This window comes from Ideonella sp. BN130291, assembly GCF_036231905.1.
Lineage (GTDB): Bacteria > Pseudomonadota > Gammaproteobacteria > Burkholderiales > Burkholderiaceae_C > CAMLIZ01.
Genome location: NZ_JAZARE010000003.1, coordinates 487041 through 504020, shown reverse-complemented (window position 1 = coordinate 504020; position 16980 = coordinate 487041). Strand labels below are relative to the sequence as shown.

Annotated in this window: 15 protein-coding genes; 9 read left to right on the top strand and 6 right to left on the bottom strand. The window is 67.0% G+C overall.

Going from position 1 to position 16980, the window contains the following annotated elements:
• Positions 1-27: 27 nt before the first annotated feature.
• Complete coding sequence (locus VPH43_RS08640) at positions 28-1872, top strand: DUF6600 domain-containing protein (protein WP_328577269.1); 1845 nt, start codon at positions 28-30, stop codon at positions 1870-1872.
• Positions 1873-1885: 13 nt separating this feature from the next.
• Here VPH43_RS08640 and VPH43_RS08635 read toward each other — a convergent pair whose 3' ends face one another.
• Positions 1886-2554: an arylesterase gene (locus VPH43_RS08635; protein WP_328577268.1), complete on the bottom strand. Its 669-nt coding sequence runs from the start codon at positions 2552-2554 to the stop codon at positions 1886-1888.
• Here VPH43_RS08635 and VPH43_RS08630 point away from each other — a divergent pair.
• Entirely contained in the window at positions 2553-3224 is a 672-nt protein-coding gene (locus VPH43_RS08630; protein WP_328577267.1) for an ABC transporter ATP-binding protein, read from the top strand. The genes VPH43_RS08635 and VPH43_RS08630 overlap by 2 nt on opposite strands.
• A gap of 61 nt (positions 3225-3285) precedes the next feature.
• Here the strand turns inward: VPH43_RS08630 and VPH43_RS08625 are convergent, their stop codons facing one another.
• From VPH43_RS08625 to VPH43_RS08605, 5 genes are all read right to left on the bottom strand, one after another.
• Complete coding sequence (locus tag VPH43_RS08625) at positions 3286-4107, bottom strand: peptidylprolyl isomerase (protein WP_328577266.1); 822 nt, start codon at positions 4105-4107, stop codon at positions 3286-3288.
• A 109-nt stretch (positions 4108-4216) separates the two neighbouring features.
• Positions 4217-4486, bottom strand: a complete 270-nt coding sequence (locus tag VPH43_RS08620) for a BolA family protein (RefSeq protein WP_328577265.1) — start codon at positions 4484-4486, stop codon at positions 4217-4219.
• Positions 4483-5136, bottom strand: a complete 654-nt coding sequence (locus VPH43_RS08615) for a septation protein A (protein WP_328577264.1) — start codon at positions 5134-5136, stop codon at positions 4483-4485. Before VPH43_RS08615 ends, VPH43_RS08620 begins: the two co-directional genes overlap by 4 nt.
• The gene (msrB, locus tag VPH43_RS08610; RefSeq protein WP_328577263.1) at positions 5133-5564 is read right to left on the bottom strand and encodes a peptide-methionine (R)-S-oxide reductase MsrB; all 432 of its coding nucleotides are present in this window, start codon (positions 5562-5564) and stop codon (positions 5133-5135) included. The genes VPH43_RS08615 and msrB overlap by 4 nt, the downstream gene beginning before the upstream one ends.
• Positions 5561-7057 carry a protein adenylyltransferase SelO gene (locus tag VPH43_RS08605; protein ID WP_328577262.1) on the bottom strand — a complete coding sequence of 499 codons (1497 nt, stop codon included), beginning with the start codon at positions 7055-7057 and terminating at the stop codon, positions 5561-5563. Before VPH43_RS08605 ends, msrB begins: the two co-directional genes overlap by 4 nt.
• A 138-nt stretch (positions 7058-7195) precedes the next feature.
• Between VPH43_RS08605 and VPH43_RS08600 the strand changes: the two genes are divergently transcribed.
• The 7 genes from VPH43_RS08600 to VPH43_RS08570 all read left to right on the top strand — a co-directional run bounded on the left by VPH43_RS08600 (position 7196) and on the right by VPH43_RS08570 (position 16953).
• Complete coding sequence (locus tag VPH43_RS08600; RefSeq protein WP_328577261.1) at positions 7196-8851, top strand: 3-(methylthio)propionyl-CoA ligase; 1656 nt, start codon at positions 7196-7198, stop codon at positions 8849-8851.
• 105 nt (positions 8852-8956) lie between these two features.
• On the top strand, positions 8957-10204 hold the full coding sequence (locus VPH43_RS08595) for a branched-chain amino acid ABC transporter substrate-binding protein (RefSeq protein WP_328577260.1): 1248 nt from the start codon (positions 8957-8959) through the stop codon (positions 10202-10204).
• A 129-nt stretch (positions 10205-10333) separates the two neighbouring features.
• Positions 10334-11308 (top strand): branched-chain amino acid ABC transporter permease, encoded by a 975-nt coding sequence (locus tag VPH43_RS08590; RefSeq protein ID WP_442909249.1) that lies wholly within the window; start codon positions 10334-10336, stop codon positions 11306-11308.
• A gap of 2 nt (positions 11309-11310) precedes the next feature.
• Positions 11311-12657, top strand: a complete 1347-nt coding sequence (locus tag VPH43_RS08585; RefSeq protein ID WP_328577258.1) for a branched-chain amino acid ABC transporter permease — start codon at positions 11311-11313, stop codon at positions 12655-12657.
• Positions 12654-13430: an ABC transporter ATP-binding protein gene (locus VPH43_RS08580; protein WP_328577257.1), complete on the top strand. Its 777-nt coding sequence runs from the start codon at positions 12654-12656 to the stop codon at positions 13428-13430. Before VPH43_RS08585 ends, VPH43_RS08580 begins: the two co-directional genes overlap by 4 nt.
• 5 nt (positions 13431-13435) lie before the next feature.
• Positions 13436-14131, top strand: coding sequence for an ABC transporter ATP-binding protein (locus VPH43_RS08575; RefSeq protein WP_328577256.1), 696 nt, complete (start codon positions 13436-13438; stop codon positions 14129-14131).
• A gap of 728 nt (positions 14132-14859) precedes the next feature.
• The gene (locus VPH43_RS08570) at positions 14860-16953 is read left to right on the top strand and encodes a 3-hydroxyacyl-CoA dehydrogenase NAD-binding domain-containing protein (protein ID WP_328577255.1); all 2094 of its coding nucleotides are present in this window, start codon (positions 14860-14862) and stop codon (positions 16951-16953) included.
• Positions 16954-16980: the final 27 nt, after the last annotated feature.

The window sequence follows — 16980 nt, the reverse complement described above, 5'->3', positions numbered from 1 at the left end:
AGCGGTGTGCAGCGTGTTGCTGCCCTGTTGCTGACTCTGGTTTTGTGCGGTGCCGCATGGGCGGACCCGCCCGGCCGCGTGGGCCGGCTGGCGCAATTCCACGGCACGGTGTGGATGTATGACACCGACCAGGGTGAGTGGGTGGCCGCCGAGCGCAATCGGCCGCTGACCACCGGCGACCGGCTGGCCACCGACCGCGACGGCCAGGCCGAGCTGCGCATCGGCTCGACCACCGTGCGCGTGGCGGCCGACACCGAACTGGCGCTGGTGCAACTGGACGACCAGCGCATGCGCCTGCAGCTGGAGCGTGGCAGTGTCGCGGCCCGGCTGCGCAGCCGGGAAACCGCAGCCGAGTTCCAGTTGCTCACCGCCGAGGGCAGCTTCACGCCGCAGCGCCCCGGCCACTACCGCATCGACCGTGACGACACCCTGAGCGCCGCCAACGTATGGGACGGCGAGCTGCGCTTCGAAGCGCCCGACAGCACCCTGGTGGTGCCGCGAGGCCAACGTGCCGAGTTCTGGAAGGAAGGCAGCGTCACCCACTACACCTGGGCCGGCATGCCGCAGGACAGCTTCACCGACTGGGTGCAGGCGGAAGACCGCCGCGACGAGCGCAATGCCACCGCGCGGTATGTGTCGCCCGAGATGACGGGCTACGAGGACCTGGACCGCTACGGCCGCTGGGACCGCCATCCGGAATACGGAACGATCTGGGTGCCGGTGCAGGTGGCACCGAGCTGGGCACCGTACCGCCATGGCCGCTGGGCCTGGGTGCGGCCCTGGGGCTGGACCTGGGTCGACGAGGCGCCGTGGGGATTTGCGCCCTTCCACTATGGACGCTGGTTCTGGTGGGGCGGCCGCTGGGCCTGGGCGCCCGGCAGTTACGTCGCGCGGCCGGTGTATGCGCCGGCCCTGGTGGGCTGGGTCGGCGGGCCGCAGGTGAGCGTGTCCATCCACATCGGCTCGCCGCCGCTGGTGGGCTGGGTGCCGCTGGCGCCGCGCGAGGTGTACTACCCCGCCTATCCGGTGGGCCCGGGCTACTGGCGCCACTTGAACCCGCACGCGCCCGATCGCTTCTACCGCCCCGGCCAGCCACCGCGGGGGCCGGTGATGTACACCAACCGCGGCGTGCCGGGTGGTGTCACCGTGGTGCCTTCGGACGTGCTGAAGCAGCGCCAGCCGGTGGCCAACGTGGCGCGCACCGTGGATCCGCGCATGGCGCAGCAGCTGGCGTCGCAGAAGGCCACGGTGCCGCTGCCGCCGCCACCGCCCGCGGGGGCCCGGCCCGCGCCCACCATGCCGGGCACCACCACCGCGGTTGCCCCCGCACAGGGGCACGCGCCGCAGCCCACCGCTTATGTGCCTCCGCCCCCGGGGCGCAGCGGCGAAGCACAAGGGCGGCCAGCGGATGGGCGTCGCAGCCATGGGGTCGTGGTGGCGCCGTCGCGCCGCGAGGCACCTGCCTCGGGCATGGCGAACGCGCCCGCTGCAGCGCCAGCTGCCGCTGCCCCGCCCGGCGCGACACCGGCGCCCGCGGCCGCGGCCGCGACGCCCGCACCTGCAGCCGCCCGGCCGACGCCAGCGCAGCTGGCTGAGCCGCGCATGGTGCCACCGCCGCCGTCGCGCCACGACGTCCCCGTCCGCCGCGGCGACGGGCCGCCCGCTGCACGTGCCATGCCGCCGCCTGCGCAGCCCCAGCCACCCGCAGCCCAGCGCGAGCTGGCGCGCCCACCGACACCACCGCCTGCAGCGGCGCCGCACGCGCAGCCGCCGCGTGAAACCCAGGCGCGGGACGAGGGCGAAGGCCGCGGCCAGCGCCCGCGCGAGGGTGGCCACGGGCGGCCGGGTGGGCCGCGCACCCAGGTGGAGTGAGCCCTGAAGGGCTTCAGGACGCCAGCAGCGGCCTGAGCCCGGTCCAGACGTTGTTCAGCATCACCGGGTGCGCTTCTGCGCGCGGGTGCATGCGGTCGGCCTGGAACAGCGCGTCGGCATTCGGTGCGTCGGCCACGTCCTTCAGCAGGAAGGGCACCAACTGAGCGCCTTGCTGGCGCGCCACCTCGCCGTACAGCGCCACGAACTCGTCGCTGTACTTGCGCCCATAGTTGGGCGGCATGCGCATGCCCACCAGCAGCACGCGCGCGCCCGATGCCTTGCAGGCCGCCACCATGTCGTCCAGGTTCTTGCGGGTGGTGGCCAGCGGCAGGCCGCGCAGTGCGTCGTTGGCGCCCAGCTCCAGCACCACATGGGTGGGCTTGTGGGTGACCAGCAGCGCGGGCAGCCGTGAACGGCCGCCGGCGGTGGTGTCGCCACTGATGCTCGCGTTCACCACGCTGGCGGCAATGCGCTCCTGTGCCAGCTTGCGCTCCAGCAGCGCCACCCAGCCGGTGCCGCGCGCCAGGCCGTATTCGGCCGAGAGGCTGTCGCCCACGACAAGGATGCGCTTCGGCTGTGTGGCTGCAGGGGCCGCCGACGTGCCCGCCAGCCACAGCGCGCTACAGTGCAGCAGCCATGCCCGCCGTGTTGCCCGGTGCGGTTCAACCTTCCCACTTGTCATGTCACAACCCATCATTGCGGTAGAGCGCGTCAGCAAACAGGTCTCCGATTCCACCGGCGTGCTGACCATTCTCCATGAGATCAGTTTCGAGCTGCGCGCCCGGGAATCGGCCGCCATCGTGGGCGCGTCGGGCTCCGGCAAGAGCACGCTGCTGTCGCTGATCGCGGGCCTGGACGTGCCCAGCGCGGGCACGGTGCGCCTGGCGGGGCAGGACCTCTTTGCGCTGGACGAAGACGACCGCGCCGCGATGCGGGCACGCACCCTGGGCTTCGTGTTCCAGAGCTTCCAGCTGCTGGGCAACCTGACCGCGCTGGAGAACGTGATGCTGCCGCTGGAGCTGCTGGGCCAGCGAGATGCCCGTGCGCAGGCCACCGACATGCTGCGGCGTGTGGGCCTGGGCGAGCGCCTGCAGCACTATCCGAAGGTGCTGTCCGGCGGCGAGCAGCAGCGTGTGGCGCTGGCGCGGGCCTTCGTGGTGCGACCGGCGGTGCTGCTGGCCGACGAGCCCACCGGCAGCCTGGACTTCGCCACTGGCGAGCGCGTGATGGCCCTGATGTTCGAGCTGAACCGCGAAGCCGGCACGACGCTGGTGCTGGTGACGCACGACCGCGAGATCGCGGCCCGCTGCGAGCGCCAGCTGCACATCGAGGCCGGGCGGCTGCTGCCCTGAAGCCGGCGCACCAACGACAAGGGGCGCCGAAGCGCCCCTTGCGGTCCGCCGTGCCGCGTGCTTACTGCTGCGGGGTGGAGAACTTGTAGTCGGTCTTGGCCTTGGCGCGCAGGTCCTCCTGGAACTTCTGCAGCTTCATCTGGCCCAGGCGCTGTTCGATCTGCGGCTTCACTTCCTCGAACTTCGGAAACTGGGCCTGGCGCGTGTCTTCCAGCTTGATGATGTGGAAGCCGAACTGGCTCTTCACCGGCTCGGGCGTCACTTCACCCTTCTTGAGCTTGGTCATGGCCTGGCTGAACTCCGGCACATAGCTGCCCGGGTTGGCCCAGTCGAGGTCGCCGCCGTTTTCGGCCGAGCCCGGGTCCTTGGAGTTCTTCTTTGCCAGCTCCTCGAACTTCGCACCCTTCTGGATGTCGGCGATGAGCTTCTTGGCGTCGTCTTCCTTTTCCACCAGGATGTGGCGGGCGTGGTATTCCATGCCGGTGCCGGCTTCGGCCTTCACCTTGTCGTACTCGGCCTTGGCCTCGGCTTCGGTGACCGGGTTCTTCTTCTCGAAGTCGGCGCGCAGCTGGTCGAGCAGCACGCGGGTGCGGGCCAGTTCCATCTGGGCCTTGTAATCCGGCGTGGCGGCCAGGCCGCGGCGCTCGGCTTCCTGCGCGAAGATCTCCTGCATCACCACCACGTCGCGGGCACGCGACTCCAGTTCCGGCGGCACCGGCTGGCCGGGCTTGGTGGCCGACTTGATGAGGGCGTCCACACGCGACTTCGGAATCGCCTTGCCGTTGACCACGGCAATGTTCTGGGCCTGTGCGGCCAGCGGAGCCAGCAGTGCGAGGGCAGCGGCGGCCACGGCGACGCGCAGGCCAGAGGAATGGATGTTCATGGCGGGAAAGCCTTTCAGGGAAACAATCAGATACGCGACACGGACGCGCCGCACCAGCCTCTGACGCTCAAGCGGTCATTCGGTTCAAAAGCTGGGAACGGAAGGCGCTTCAGGACGGATCGGGGACGTGAGCCTCGATGGCCAAGGCGTGGATGCCCTGGGGGATCAAGTCGCGCAGGGCATGATACACGAGGCGATGTTGCGCGATACGGGACAAACCAGTGAACTGCGCGCAGTGGATGCGCACCGTGAAATGGCGTCCTTCGCGTGCGCCGGCGTGGCCGGCATGCAGGTGGCTGTCGTCGATGACTTCCAGCTGCTGTGGCTGCAGCGCGGCCACCAGGGCCAGGCGGATCTGCTCCTCGGTCACCGCGCTCATGGCTGGCCTTCCGAGGGCTTGGCCGGCTCGCCCGAAGCCTCTTCCACATAGCGGCCGAGGTACAGGCCCTGCGCCACCGTGAACACCAGCATCAGCGCCGTGGCGCCAAAGGCCTTGAAGTTGACCCAGGCATCGGTGGAGAAGTGAAACGCCACCCAGAGGTTGAGCACGCCCATCAAGGCAAAGAAGCTCACCCAGGCCACGTTGAGCCTGCGCCACACGAACTCAGGCAGCTGCAGCTGCTCCCCGAGCAGCACGCGCAGCAGGTTCTTGCCGAACACCCATTGCCCCACCGCGAAGGCGCCGCCCATCACCCAGTACAGCAGCGTGGGTTTCCACTTGATGAAGGTCTCGTTGTGGAACCACACCGTGGCGCCGCCCAGCACCACCACCAGCCCCAGGCTCACCCACAGCATGAGGTCGATCTTCTTGCCACGTGCCAGCAGCACCGCCACCTGCGTGAGGGTGGCCACGATGACCACCAGGGTGGCCAGCAGCACCGGGGCTTCGTTGGGGCCCACCGTGCCACCGGAGACCAGGGCAGAGAAGTGCTCGTTGGCAAAGGCGGTCGCCCACTCCTTGTGGCCCTCGGCGTACTTGAAGGAGCCGAAGAACAGGATGATGGGCAGGAAGTCGAACAGCAGCTTCATTTGGGCGCGAAGTTTATCGCCGCGCTGTTGATGCAGAAGCGCTCGCCGGTGGGCTCCGGCCCGTCCTCGAACACATGGCCGAGGTGCGAGCCGCACTTGTTGCAGCGCACCTCCACCCGCACCATGCCGTGGGTGGTGTCCACCACGCGTTCCACCACTTCGCTGTTGATCGGCTGGTAGTAGCTCGGCCAGCCGCAGCCGGCGTCGAACTTGGTGCCGGCGTCGAACAGCGGCGTGCCGCAGCCCACGCAGTTGTACTTGCCGGCTTCCCAGTGGTCCCAGTACTTGCCGGTGAAGGGCCGTTCAGTGGCGGCGTGGCGGGCGACCTGGTACTGCATCGGGTCAAGTTCCGCGCGCCACTGTTCGTCGCTCTTGTGCACCGGGTAGCGCGGGTCGTCGTGGTCGTGGGGTTCGGTGTCGCGGGTCATGATGAACAGGAAACCTCGAGGTGCTGGGCCCAGTCGGGCGGGAAGTCGGCGTACGCCGCTTGCTCGGGTTGTTCGTCGAACGGACGCTGCAGAACTTTCAGCAGGCGCATGGTCTCCGTGAAGTCGCCATCCCGCGCCGCCCGGATGGCCGCTTCGGCGAGGTGGTTGCGCAGCACGAACTTCGGATTCACCGCGTCCATGCGGGCGGCGCGCTCCGCGTCGTGGCTGTTTTCGCGGCGCAGGCGCTCGGCATAGCGGCTGGCCCAGGCGTCGAAGGCCTCGCGGTCCAGGAAGAGGTCGCGCACCGCGCTGTTGTCGGCGGCCGGGGCGGTGGAAAAGCGGCCCAGCCGGCGGAAGGTGATGGTGAAGTCGGCCCGGTCCGCCGCCATGCGCTGCAGCAGGCCGTCGACCAGCTCGTTGTCCGCCGCTTCCGTGGTGCGCAAGCCCAGCTTGGCGCGCATGCGGGCCAGCAGGGCCTCCGGGAAGGTGGTCTTGTAGGCCTCCAGCGCGGCCAGTGCCGCATCCTGCTCGCCGATCAACGGCAGCAGCGCGGTGGCCAGCGCGTGCAGGTTCCAGTAGCCCACATTGGGCTGGCGGGCGTAGGCGTAACGCCCGCTGTGGTCGGAATGGTTGCAGATGTGGCCGGGGTCAAAGGCGTCCAGGAAACCAAAGGGGCCGTAGTCGATGGTCAGGCCCAGGATGGACATGTTGTCGGTGTTCATCACCCCGTGGCAGAAGCCCACGGCCTGCCAGTCGGCCATCAGCGTGGCGGTGCGGCGTGTCACTTCCTCCAGCAGCGCGGCGTAAGGAGACGGGTCGTCGCGCAGCGCCGGGTAATGGGCATCGATCACGAAGTCCGCCAGCGCGCGCAGCGCTTGTTCGTCCGGCTCGGTGTGGGTGAAGTGCTCGAAGTGGCCGAAGCGGATGAAGCTGGGCGACACCCGGGTCACGATGGCGGCGGTTTCGATCTCCTCCCGCCGCACCGGCAGCGCGGAGCCGGTCATGCACAGTGCGCGCGTGGTGGGCACGCCCAGCGCCGCCATGGCTTCGGAGCACAGGAATTCGCGGATGGTGGAGCGGAGCACGGCCCGGCCATCGCCCATGCGGGAGTAGGGTGTCTTGCCGCCGCCTTTGAGCTGCAGTTCGCGCGGGCCGCTCGGCGTGTCCAACTCACCCAGCCACAGCGCCCGGCCGTCGCCCAGCTGGCCGGCCCACACGCCGAACTGGTGGCCGCTGTACACGCTGGCCAGCGGCCGCATGCCCGGCCACACGCCGTTGCCGCTGAAGACCTGGAGCGCGTCAGGGCTTTGCCACCAGTCGGGCGGCAGGCCCAGCTCCGCGGCGCAGGGCTCGCTCACCGCCACCCAGTGCGCCTGGGGCAGGCCGGCGGCGGGCAGCTCAGTGAAGAAACGATCGCCGAGCGCTGCGAAACGGTTGCGCCAGCGCAGCTGAGCACTCGCAGGCGGCGGGCGAAGCGGTACATCCAGGTCCATCGATCGAGTGTAGCCAGCACCATGCCCAGCTTGCCGGGGTGGTTGTCGCCTGAGCGACAAGCCGGCAGGACTTGCCCCCTTGCCAGCCCCGATGGCTGCTTCCATCATGGGCCGATTCGTTTGTTGAAGGAGCTGTTCATGGCGCTCATGGGCCAGATGATGCAAATGCCGCTGCTGATCTCGTCGCTGATCAAGCATGCCGCCCGCCATTCGGGCGACACCGAAATCGTGTCCAAGCGGGTCGAGGGGGACATCCACCGCTACACCTGGGCCGACGCGGAACGTCGCTCGCGCCAGGTGGCCCAGGCGCTGGCTGCGCTGGGCCTGCAGGCCGGCGACCGAGTGGCCACGCTGGCCTGGAACGGCTACCGCCACCTGGAGATCTACTACGGCGCCTCCGGCTCGGGCCTGGTATGCCACACGATCAACCCGCGCCTGTTTCCGGAGCAGATCGCCTGGATCGCCAACGATGCGGCCGACGCCGTGCTGTGTTTCGACTGCACCTTCCTGCCGCTGGTGGAAAAGCTATGCGAGCACATGAAGTCGGTGCGCCACTTCGTGCTGATGACAGACCGCGCCCACATGCCGGCGCAGACCGGCATCCCGAACCTGCTGTGTTACGAGGAGCTGGTGGAAGCACAGGACGGCGACTTCATCTGGCCGGAGTTCGACGAGAACACCGCGTCCAGCATCTGCTACACCTCCGGCACCACCGGCCACCCCAAGGGGGCGGTGTACAGCCATCGCTCCACCGTGCTGCACGCGTTTGCTTCCGCCATGCCGGACGCGATGGCCATGTCCGCCAAGGACGTGGTGCTGCCGGTGGTGCCCATGTTCCACGTCAATGCCTGGGGCCTGCCGTATTCCGGCGCGCTGGTGGGCTGCAAGCTGGTGCTGCCCGGGCCGCACCTGGACGGCAAGTCGCTGTACGAGCTGTTCGAGAACGAGCAGGTGAACTACAGCGCGGGCGTGCCCACCGTCTGGCTGGGGCTGCTCACCTACGTGAAGCAGAACGAGCTGAAGTTCAGCAGCTTCAAGCGCACGGTGATCGGCGGTTCGGCCTGCCCGCCGGCGATGATGCGCACGCTGGAGGACGACTACGGCGTGGAGGTGATCCACGCCTGGGGCATGACCGAGCTGTCGCCGCTGGGCACCTTGTCCAAGCTGAAGGCCAAGCACCTGCAACTGCCGCCTGAAGCGCAGCACCGGCTGCTGGAAAAGCAGGGCAAGGTGATCTACGGCATCGACATGGAGATCGTGGATGACGACGGCCATCCGCTGCCCTGGGACGGGCAGGCCTCCGGCAACCTGGTGGTGCGCGGGCCGTGGGTGATCCAGAGCTACTTCGGCCAGGCCCAGTCGCCGCTGCTGCAGATCCCCGGCAAGGGGGAATGGTTCCCTACCGGCGACGTGGCCACCATCGATGCGGACGCCTTCATGCAGATCACCGACCGCAGCAAGGACGTGATCAAGTCCGGCGGCGAGTGGATCAGCTCGATCGACCTGGAGAACATTGCCATGGCGCACCCTGCGGTGCACGAGGCGGCCGCCATCGCCATCGCCCACCCGAAGTGGGACGAGCGGCCGCTGCTGGTGGTGGTGAAGAAGCCCGGTGCCGAGGTCACCCGCGAGGCGCTGCTGGCCTTCTACGAGGGCCGCATCGCCAAATGGCAGATCCCCGACGACGTGGCCTTCGTCACCGAGATTCCGCACACCGCCACCGGCAAGATCCAGAAGCTGAAGTTGCGCGAGCAGTTCAGCGGCTACAAGCTCCCCGCGGCCGTGTCCGGTTGAGCCAATCTGTCTCACGCGTGACAGGCTGTCGGGGGAAGTCCCTGAAACCTGAACGTGCCCGCATCCGTTAACTTTCGACCATTCACTGGAACGCTGGAGACAAGCATGAAATTCACGCGCAGATCGTTCAACGTATCGGTTGCTGCAGCGCTCGCCCTCAACGCCGGCATGGCGTTCGCGCAAAAGGGCGAGACGGTCAAGATCGCCTGGATCGACCCGCTGACCGGGCTGATGGCGCCGGTGGGGCAGAACCAGCTGAAGAGCTTCCAGTTCTTCGCCGAGAAGTTCAACAACGACCCGAAGATCAATCCGGCCGGCGTGAAATTCGAAGTCGTCGGCATCGACAACAAGCTGAGCCCGTCGGAGAGCACCAACGCGGTGAAGTCGGCGGTGGACCAAGGCATCCGCTACGTGGCCCAGGGCAACGGCTCGGGCGCGGCGCTGGCGATCGTGGACGCGGTGCAGAAGCACAACGAACGCAACCCGGGCAAGGAGGTGCTCTACCTCAACTACGCTGCGGTGGACCCTGACCTCACCAACAGCAAGTGCTCGTACTGGCACTACCGCTTCGACGCCGACACCTCCATGAAGATGGAGGCCCTGACCACGTTCCTGAAGGACCAGAAGGACGTGCACAAGGTCTACATCATCGGCCAGAACTATTCGCACGGCCACCAGGTCGCCAAGTACGCGAAGGAAACCCTCGCACGCAAGCGCCCCGACGTGCAGATCGTGGGCGAGGACCTGCATCCGCTGGCCCAGGTGCGTGACTTCGCGCCCTACATCGCCAAGATCAAGGCCTCCGGCGCCGACACCGTGATCACCGGCAACTGGGGCTCGGACCTCACGCTGCTGGTCAAGTCCGCCAACGACGCCGGCTTGAACGTCAAGTTCTATACCTACTACGCCACGGTCTCGGGCACGCCCACCGCGCTGGGCCCCGATGCGGCGGGCCGGGTGTTCATGGTGTCCTACGGCCACAACGCCCTGGGCGGCGACGCCGGCAAGTACGCCGACGAGTTCAAGGCCAAGTTCAACGACGACTGGTACACGCTGGACGTCTACAACGTGTTTGCCGCCCTGTCCAAGGCGATGGCGCAGGCGAAGTCCACCGACCCGGTGAAGGTGGCCGCCACCATGGAAGGCATGCGCTTCAAGGGCTTCAACGGCGATGTGGAGCTGCGCAAGAACGACCATCAGCTGCAGCAGCCGGTGTACATCGCGGTCTGGAAGAAGGCCGACGCCAAGGCACCTTACAGCGTGGAGAACACCGGCTTCAACTTCCAGCCGGTGAAGGCGTACGACGCTTATGTGGCGAGCACGCCCACGTCCTGCCAGATGAAGCGGCCCTGACCTGCTTAGCGCTGTGGAACGGGCCCGCGGGAGCATCCCGACGGGCCCGTTGTCTTCATCGAGGAAGGTGCCTTGGACCAAGTCGTCATCAACATCCTGAACGGCATCAGCTCCGGGCTGCTGCTGTTCATGCTGAGTTCCGGCCTCACGCTGATCTTCAGCATGATGGGCGTGCTGAACTTCGCGCACGCCAGCTTCTACATGATCGGCGCGTACTTCGCGTACACGCTCACCGGGCTGATCGGCTTCTGGCCGTCGCTGTTCATCGCGCCGCTGGCGGTGGGCGGCCTGGGCGCGCTGTTCGAGCGCCTGGCGCTGCGCCGGGTGCACAAGTTCGGCCATGTGGCGGAACTGCTCATCACCTTCGGTCTGTCCTATGTGGTGCTCGAACTGGTGCAACTCATCTGGGGCCGCTCGGCCGTGCCGTTCACACCGCCCAAGTCCCTGCAAGGGCCGGCGTTCACGCTCGTGCAGTCGTCGGCCGATGGGCTGCGCGTGGTGCTGGGCGCGGCGCCGGAGGCCATGTGCCGTGGCGCGGCTGACGTGGTGGTGGCGTGCTCGCGCTTCCCGCTCACCCGCAGCTTCATGATGATGGTGGCCCTGCTGATGCTCGTGGCCTTGTGGCTGCTGCTCACCCGCACCCGCATCGGCCTCGTGATCCAGGCCGCGCTCACCCATCCCGACATGGCGGAGGCCCTCGGCCACAACGTGCCGCGGGTGTTCATGCTGGTGTTCGGCAGCGGCTGCGCGCTGGCCGGCCTGGCCGGCGTGATCGGCGGCATCACCTTCGTGACTGAGCCGTCCATGGCAGCCATCGTCGGCTCCATCATCTTCGTGGTGGTGGTGGTCGGCGGCATGGGCTCGCTGGCGGGCGCCTTCGTGGGATCGCTGCTCATCGGTCTGTTGCAGACGGTGCCCGTGACGATCGACGCCTCGCTGGGCACGCTGATCAATTCGTTCGGCGGGCGCATCGGCCCGGACACGCCGGGCTGGCCGCTGCTGCGCATCACCATGGCCCAGGCGGCGCCCATCCTGCCGTACCTGCTGCTGGTGCTGATCCTGATCTTCCGGCCCAAGGGCCTGCTCGGCACGCGGGAGGACTAGAGATGCAAGCCACCACCACCCTCGCTGCTCCGGCGGCCTCCGGCACGCCGCCCACGGCGCCCCGCCGCTACGTCCACTTCCGCCCCTACAACGTGGGCCGCTGGGTCCTTTGGACCTTATATGCGCTGGTGCTGCTGATCGCCCCGCTGGTGTGGACCAGCAGCCTGGCGCAGACCATGCTCACGCAGATCGGCATCGCGATCATCGCCTGCCTGGCCTACAACATCCTGCTGGGGCAGGGCGGCATGCTGAGCTTCGGGCATGCGGTGTACAGCGGGCTGGGCGCCTTCCTGGCCATCCACACGCTCAACCTGGCGAGCGCTGGCGCCTTCAACATCCCGGTGAGCCTGGTGCCGCTGGTGGGCGGCCTGGGCGGGCTGGTGTTTGCCGCGCTGATCGGCTACGTGACGACCAAGAAGTCCGGCACCACCTTCGCGATGATCACCTTGGGCATCGGCGAGCTGGTGTGGTCCATGTCGCTGATGTTGCCCGAGTTCTTTGGCGGCGAAGGCGGCGTGTCGGGCAATCGCGTGGTCGGCAAGGCCGTGATGGGCATCACCTTCGGCCCGCAGATCCAGGTGTACTACCTGATCGCGCTGTACTGCTTCGTGTCCACCGCGCTGATGTTCATGCTCACCCGCACGCCGCTGGGCCGCATCCTCAACGCGGTGCGCGACAACCCGGAACGGGTGGAGTTCATCGGCTACGACACGCAGCGCGTGCGCTACCTGGCGTTCATGATCTCGGGCTTCTTCGCCGGCATCGCGGGCGGGCTGGGTGCGCTGAACTTCGAGATCGTCACCGCCGAGGTGGTGGGCGCGGCGCGCTCGGGCGCCTACCTGCTGTTCGTGTTCCTCGGCGGTGCCACCTTCTTCTTCGGGCCGATCATCGGCGCGGTGCTGTTGGTGGTGGCGCTGGTGCTGCTGTCCGAGCTCACCAAGGCCTGGCTGCTGTACCTGGGACTGGTGTTCCTGTTCATGGTGATGTATGCGCCCGGCGGCATCGCCAGCCTGATCATGATGAACCTGCGCGTGGCGGCCTTCGGCAAGCTCAAGCGGCTGTGGACCTCGTACCTGGCGCTGGCGGGCACGGGCTTGGTCATCCTCGTGGGCGCGGCCGCGATGATCGAGATGCTCTACCACCTGCAGCTCAACGCGGCATTGGGGCCCAGGCTCACCTTCCTGGGCGCCTCACTGAACGCGCAGGCGCTGGACAGCTGGTTCGGTGCCGGTTTCCTCATCGTCACGGGCTTGGCGCTGTTCGAGCTGACGCGGCGCCATTTCAAGCGCCAGTGGGACGAGATACAGCAAGAGATCGAAAAAGAGATCAAGCGCCGGGAGCTGCTATGAGCTATGCGGTGGAACTGAAGGACGTCCGCAAGAGCTTCGGCAAGACGGAGATCATTCGCGGCGCCAGCCTGTGCGTGAAGCCGGGTGAGCGGGTGGCCATCATCGGCCCCAACGGCGCGGGCAAGTCCACGCTGTTCAACCTGATCAGCGGCCGTTTCGGCCTCACCAGCGGGGAGATCCTGCTCAACGGCGAGCGCATCGACCAGCTCAAGCCGTACGAGATCAACCGGCGTGGCCTGTCACGCAGCTTCCAGGTGAGCAACCTGTTCGTGCGCCTGAGCGTGTTCGAGAACATCCGATGCGCCGTGCTGTGGAGCATGGGCTACCGCTACGCCTTCTGGAAGTTCCTGGCCGACCTGCGGGACGCCAATGAGCGCACCGAGGAAGTGCTGGAGATGATCAAGCTGCACAAGAAGCGCGACGTGCTGGCGATGAACCTCACCTATGCCGAACAGCGCGCGCTGGAGATCGGCATCACCATTGCCGGCGGCGCCAGCGTGGTGCTGCTGGATGAGCCCACCGCCGGCATGAGCAAGAGCGAAACCAAGCGCTTCGTGCAGTTGATCCGCGACGTCACCCAGGGCAAGACCCTGCTCACCGTGGAGCACGACATGGGCGTGGTGTTCGGCCTGGCCGACAAGATCGCCGTGCTGGTGTACGGGGAGGTCATCGCCTTCGATGTGCCGGAGGCGGTGCGTGCCAACCCGCGCGTGCAGGAGGCATATCTCGGCTCGGTGCTGGCGGATGCGCAGGCGGCGGAAGCGAGCGCCTGAACCGTATGCTCAAACTCGACAACCTGCATGCCTTCTACGGCAAGAGCCATGTGCTGCATGGCGTTCACTTCGAGGTCAAGCCCGGCGAGATCGTGGCGCTGCTCGGGCGCAACGGCTCGGGCCGCTCCACCACGGTCAAGACCATCATGGGCCTGGTCAACGGCACCGGCTCCATCCGCTGGCGCGACACCGAGGTGCTGGGCAGGAAGGCCTTTGAAATCGCGCATCTGGGCATTGGCTACGTGCCGGAGAACCGCGACATCTTTCCCAAGCTGACGGTGCAGCAGAACCTGCTGCTGGGCGAAAAGCGCGGCGCGAAGAACCCCCGCTGGAAGCTCGACGACATGTATGCACTGTTCCCGCGGCTGAAGGAACGACAGCACACCGAGGCTGGCGTTCTCTCCGGCGGTGAGCAGCAGATGCTCACGCTGTGCCGCACGCTGATGGGCGACCCGGAGCTCATCATGATCGACGAGCCCACCGAGGGCCTGGCGCCCAAGATCGTGGAACTCGTTGCCGAGTACCTGCGGGAGCTCAAGCGGCGCGGCGTGTCGGTGCTGCTGGTGGAGCAGAAGCTCACGATCGCGCTGGAGGTGGCGGACCGTTGCCTCGTCATGGGGCATGGGCAGATCGTGTTCGAGGGGACGCCTTCTCAGCTGAGGGGGGATGCTTACGTGCGCAAGGAGTGGTTGGAGGTTTAGAGGTTCTTTTTGCGCCTGCGGCGCTGGCTGGGTTTGCGCTTTGCGTGAGAGCCCGCCGGTCGCGCCCGGCCGGCGGTCACTTCTCTTGCTGGCTCAAGAGAAGTAACCAAGAGAAGAGCCTTGGAAAACCGAACATCCGATTTCGCTCCCTCACGCCGGTAGGGGGCCCGGTTTTCTGGAGAGCCGCTCGGTCGGCAGAGACCCGAGGCCACTTGTGGCGAGTGCCTTGGCTTGTGTGCACCGCGCGCTGGACGCCTTTCCAGCCTCCGTGTGCGGGCGCTTCGCTGCGCTCGCTCGGACATGGCATGCGGAGGCTGGTTCGTGGTCGAGTGACAGGTCGGGTCGATGTGCCTGGCAGGTGCGAAGTGGCCTCGGGTCTGCGGCAATGTCAGCGTGCTCCCCGAAAACCGGGCCCCGATTCGGCGTCAGCGAGCGTGATCGGATGTTGGTATTCGAAGGCACCTTCTTTGGTTACTTTCTTCATGCCAGTGAAGAAAGTGACCGCCGGCCGGGCGCGACCGGCGGGCTGCACGCGAGTGGCCAGAAACCCCCCCAGGCCGAAGACCAAGCACCACACCCCCGCCGAAGGCCAAACAAAGAACCCACCCCCTGTCACGGGAGAGACAAACACCCACCCCCCACAGTCATAGAATCGAACGATCGTTCTATTTCGAACGACGGGTTCATAGTGACCCATCGTCAAACCGCCGCAGCAACAAGGGGGCCCCATGAGCGCCAGCTACGAAGTCCACGGCAATGTCGCCGTCATCACCCTGAACAACCCGCCGGTCAACGGCCTGGGCTTCGAGACCCGCAAGGGTGTCACCGACGGCATCGAACGAGCCAACGCCGATGCCGGCGTGCAGGCGATCGTGATCACCGGTGCCGGCAAGGCGTTTTCCGGCGGTGCCGACATCCGCGAATTCGGCAAGCCGGCCGCGCTGGCCGCGCCCAACCTGGGCGATGTGATCCGCACGGTGGAGCAGAGCGACAAGCCGGTGGTGGCCGCGATCCACACCGTGTGCATGGGCGGCGGCCTGGAGCTGTCCCTCGGCTGCCACTACCGCGTGACCGCGCCGGGCGCGCAGATCGCGCTGCCGGAAGTCAAGCTGGGCCTGTTGCCCGGCGCCGGCGGCACGCAGCGCCTGCCGCGCGTGCTGGGCCTGGAGACCGCGATGAACATCATTGTCAGCGGCGAGCCGGTGAAGAGCGAACTGCTGGCTTCGCTGCCGGGCCAGAAGCTGTTCGACAAGGTGATCGAGGGCAACCTGCTCGAAGGTGCGATTGCCTTCGCCAAGGAAGTGGCGGACAAGCGGCCGCTGCCCAAGGTGCGCGACCTGAAGGTGTCGCATCCGAACCCCGAGGCGTATGTGCAGTTCGTGCGCAACACCGTGGGCGCGATGAGCAAGAACTTCCCCGCGCCGCTGAAGTGCGTGGAGACGGTGGCTGCTTCGCTCACCAAGAAGTTCGACGATGGCATCACCTTCGAGCGCGAGCTGTTCGTCAACCTGATGCTCACGCCGGAGTCGAAGGCGCTGCGCCATGCCTTCTTCGGCGAGCGCGCTGCCAGCAAGATCCCTGACGTGCCGGAAGACACGCCGGTGCGCAAGATCGAGAAGGTGGCCGTCATCGGCGCCGGCACCATGGGTGGCGGCATCAGCATGAACTTCCTCAACGCCGGCATTCCGGTGACCATCCTCGAGATGAAGCAGGAGGCGCTGGACCGTGGCATCGCCACCATCCGCAAGAACTACGAAGGCCAGGTCAAGAAGGGCAAGCTGAAGCAGGACAAGTACGAGCAGCGCATGAGCCTGCTGAGCACCACCCTGCAATACGGCGACCTGAAGGACGCCGACCTCATCATCGAAGCGGTGTTCGAGGAGCTGGGTGTCAAGGAGTCGGTGTTCAAGGCGCTGGATGAAGTGGCCAAGCCGGGCGCCATCCTCGCCTCCAACACCTCCACCTTGGACGTGAACAAGATCGCGTCGTTCACCAAGCGTCCGCAGGACGTGGTGGGCATGCACTTCTTCAGCCCGGCCAATGTGATGAAGCTGCTGGAGGTGGTGCGTGGCGAGAAGACCGCCAAGGACGTGCTGGCCACCGTGATGCAGCTGGGCAAGAAGATCAAGAAGACGGCGGTGGTGTCCGGCGTGTGCGACGGCTTCATCGGCAACCGCATGATCGAGCAGTACTCTCGCCAGGCCGGTTTCCTGCTGGAAGAGGGCTGCACGCCCGAGCAGGTGGACAAGGCGGTGGAGAAGTTCGGCTTCGCGATGGGCCCGTTCCGGATGGGTGACCTGGCCGGCAATGACATCGGCTGGGCGATCCGCAAGCGCCGCTACCAGGAAAAGCCCAACATGCGCTACAGCAAGACGGCCGACCTGCTGTGCGAGATGGGCCGCTATGGCCAGAAGACGCAGGCCGGCTGGTACGACTACCAGGCGGGCAAGCGCGACGCGATTCCGTCAGCCGCGGTGGTGGAGATGATCGAGAAGCATCGCAAGGACCTCGGCATCACGCCGCGCAAGATCAGCGACGAGGAGATCGTGCAGCGGCTGGTGTTCTCGCTGGTCAACGAAGGCGCCAAGATCCTCGACGAAGGCATCGCCAGCAAGGCGAGCGACATCGACATGGTGTACCTCACCGGCTACGGCTTCCCGCTGTGGCGCGGCGGCCCCATGTGTTATGCCGACCAGGTCGGCCTGTGGAACGTGCTGCAGACGATGAAGCGCTTCCAGAAGAACCCGCACGACGACGCGAGCTTCTGGGAACCGGCGCCGCTGCTGAAGAAGCTGGTTGAAGAAGGCCGCAGCCTCACCTGATCGCGCTCCACGCTGAACACCGAATCG

Excerpts from the sequence above, each read along its gene's own strand:
- VPH43_RS08630 (WP_328577267.1), top strand. The coding sequence starts at position 2,553 with ATGTCACAACCCATCATTGCGGTAGAGCGCGTCAGCAAACAGGTCTCC.
- VPH43_RS08635 (WP_328577268.1), bottom strand. The coding sequence starts at position 2,554 with ATGACAAGTGGGAAGGTTGAACCGCACCGGGCAACACGGCGGGCATGG.
- VPH43_RS08625 (WP_328577266.1), bottom strand. The coding sequence starts at position 4,107 with ATGAACATCCATTCCTCTGGCCTGCGCGTCGCCGTGGCCGCCGCTGCC.
- VPH43_RS08620 (WP_328577265.1), bottom strand. The coding sequence starts at position 4,486 with ATGAGCGCGGTGACCGAGGAGCAGATCCGCCTGGCCCTGGTGGCCGCG.
- VPH43_RS08615 (WP_328577264.1), bottom strand. The coding sequence starts at position 5,136 with ATGAAGCTGCTGTTCGACTTCCTGCCCATCATCCTGTTCTTCGGCTCC.
- msrB (WP_328577263.1), bottom strand. The coding sequence starts at position 5,564 with ATGACCCGCGACACCGAACCCCACGACCACGACGACCCGCGCTACCCG.
- VPH43_RS08605 (WP_328577262.1), bottom strand. The coding sequence starts at position 7,057 with ATGGACCTGGATGTACCGCTTCGCCCGCCGCCTGCGAGTGCTCAGCTG.
- VPH43_RS08600 (WP_328577261.1), top strand. The coding sequence starts at position 7,196 with ATGGCGCTCATGGGCCAGATGATGCAAATGCCGCTGCTGATCTCGTCG.
- VPH43_RS08595 (WP_328577260.1), top strand. The coding sequence starts at position 8,957 with ATGAAATTCACGCGCAGATCGTTCAACGTATCGGTTGCTGCAGCGCTC.
- VPH43_RS08590 (WP_442909249.1), top strand. The coding sequence starts at position 10,334 with ATGCTGAGTTCCGGCCTCACGCTGATCTTCAGCATGATGGGCGTGCTG.
- VPH43_RS08585 (WP_328577258.1), top strand. The coding sequence starts at position 11,311 with ATGCAAGCCACCACCACCCTCGCTGCTCCGGCGGCCTCCGGCACGCCG.
- VPH43_RS08580 (WP_328577257.1), top strand. The coding sequence starts at position 12,654 with ATGAGCTATGCGGTGGAACTGAAGGACGTCCGCAAGAGCTTCGGCAAG.
- VPH43_RS08575 (WP_328577256.1), top strand. The coding sequence starts at position 13,436 with ATGCTCAAACTCGACAACCTGCATGCCTTCTACGGCAAGAGCCATGTG.
- VPH43_RS08570 (WP_328577255.1), top strand. The coding sequence starts at position 14,860 with ATGAGCGCCAGCTACGAAGTCCACGGCAATGTCGCCGTCATCACCCTG.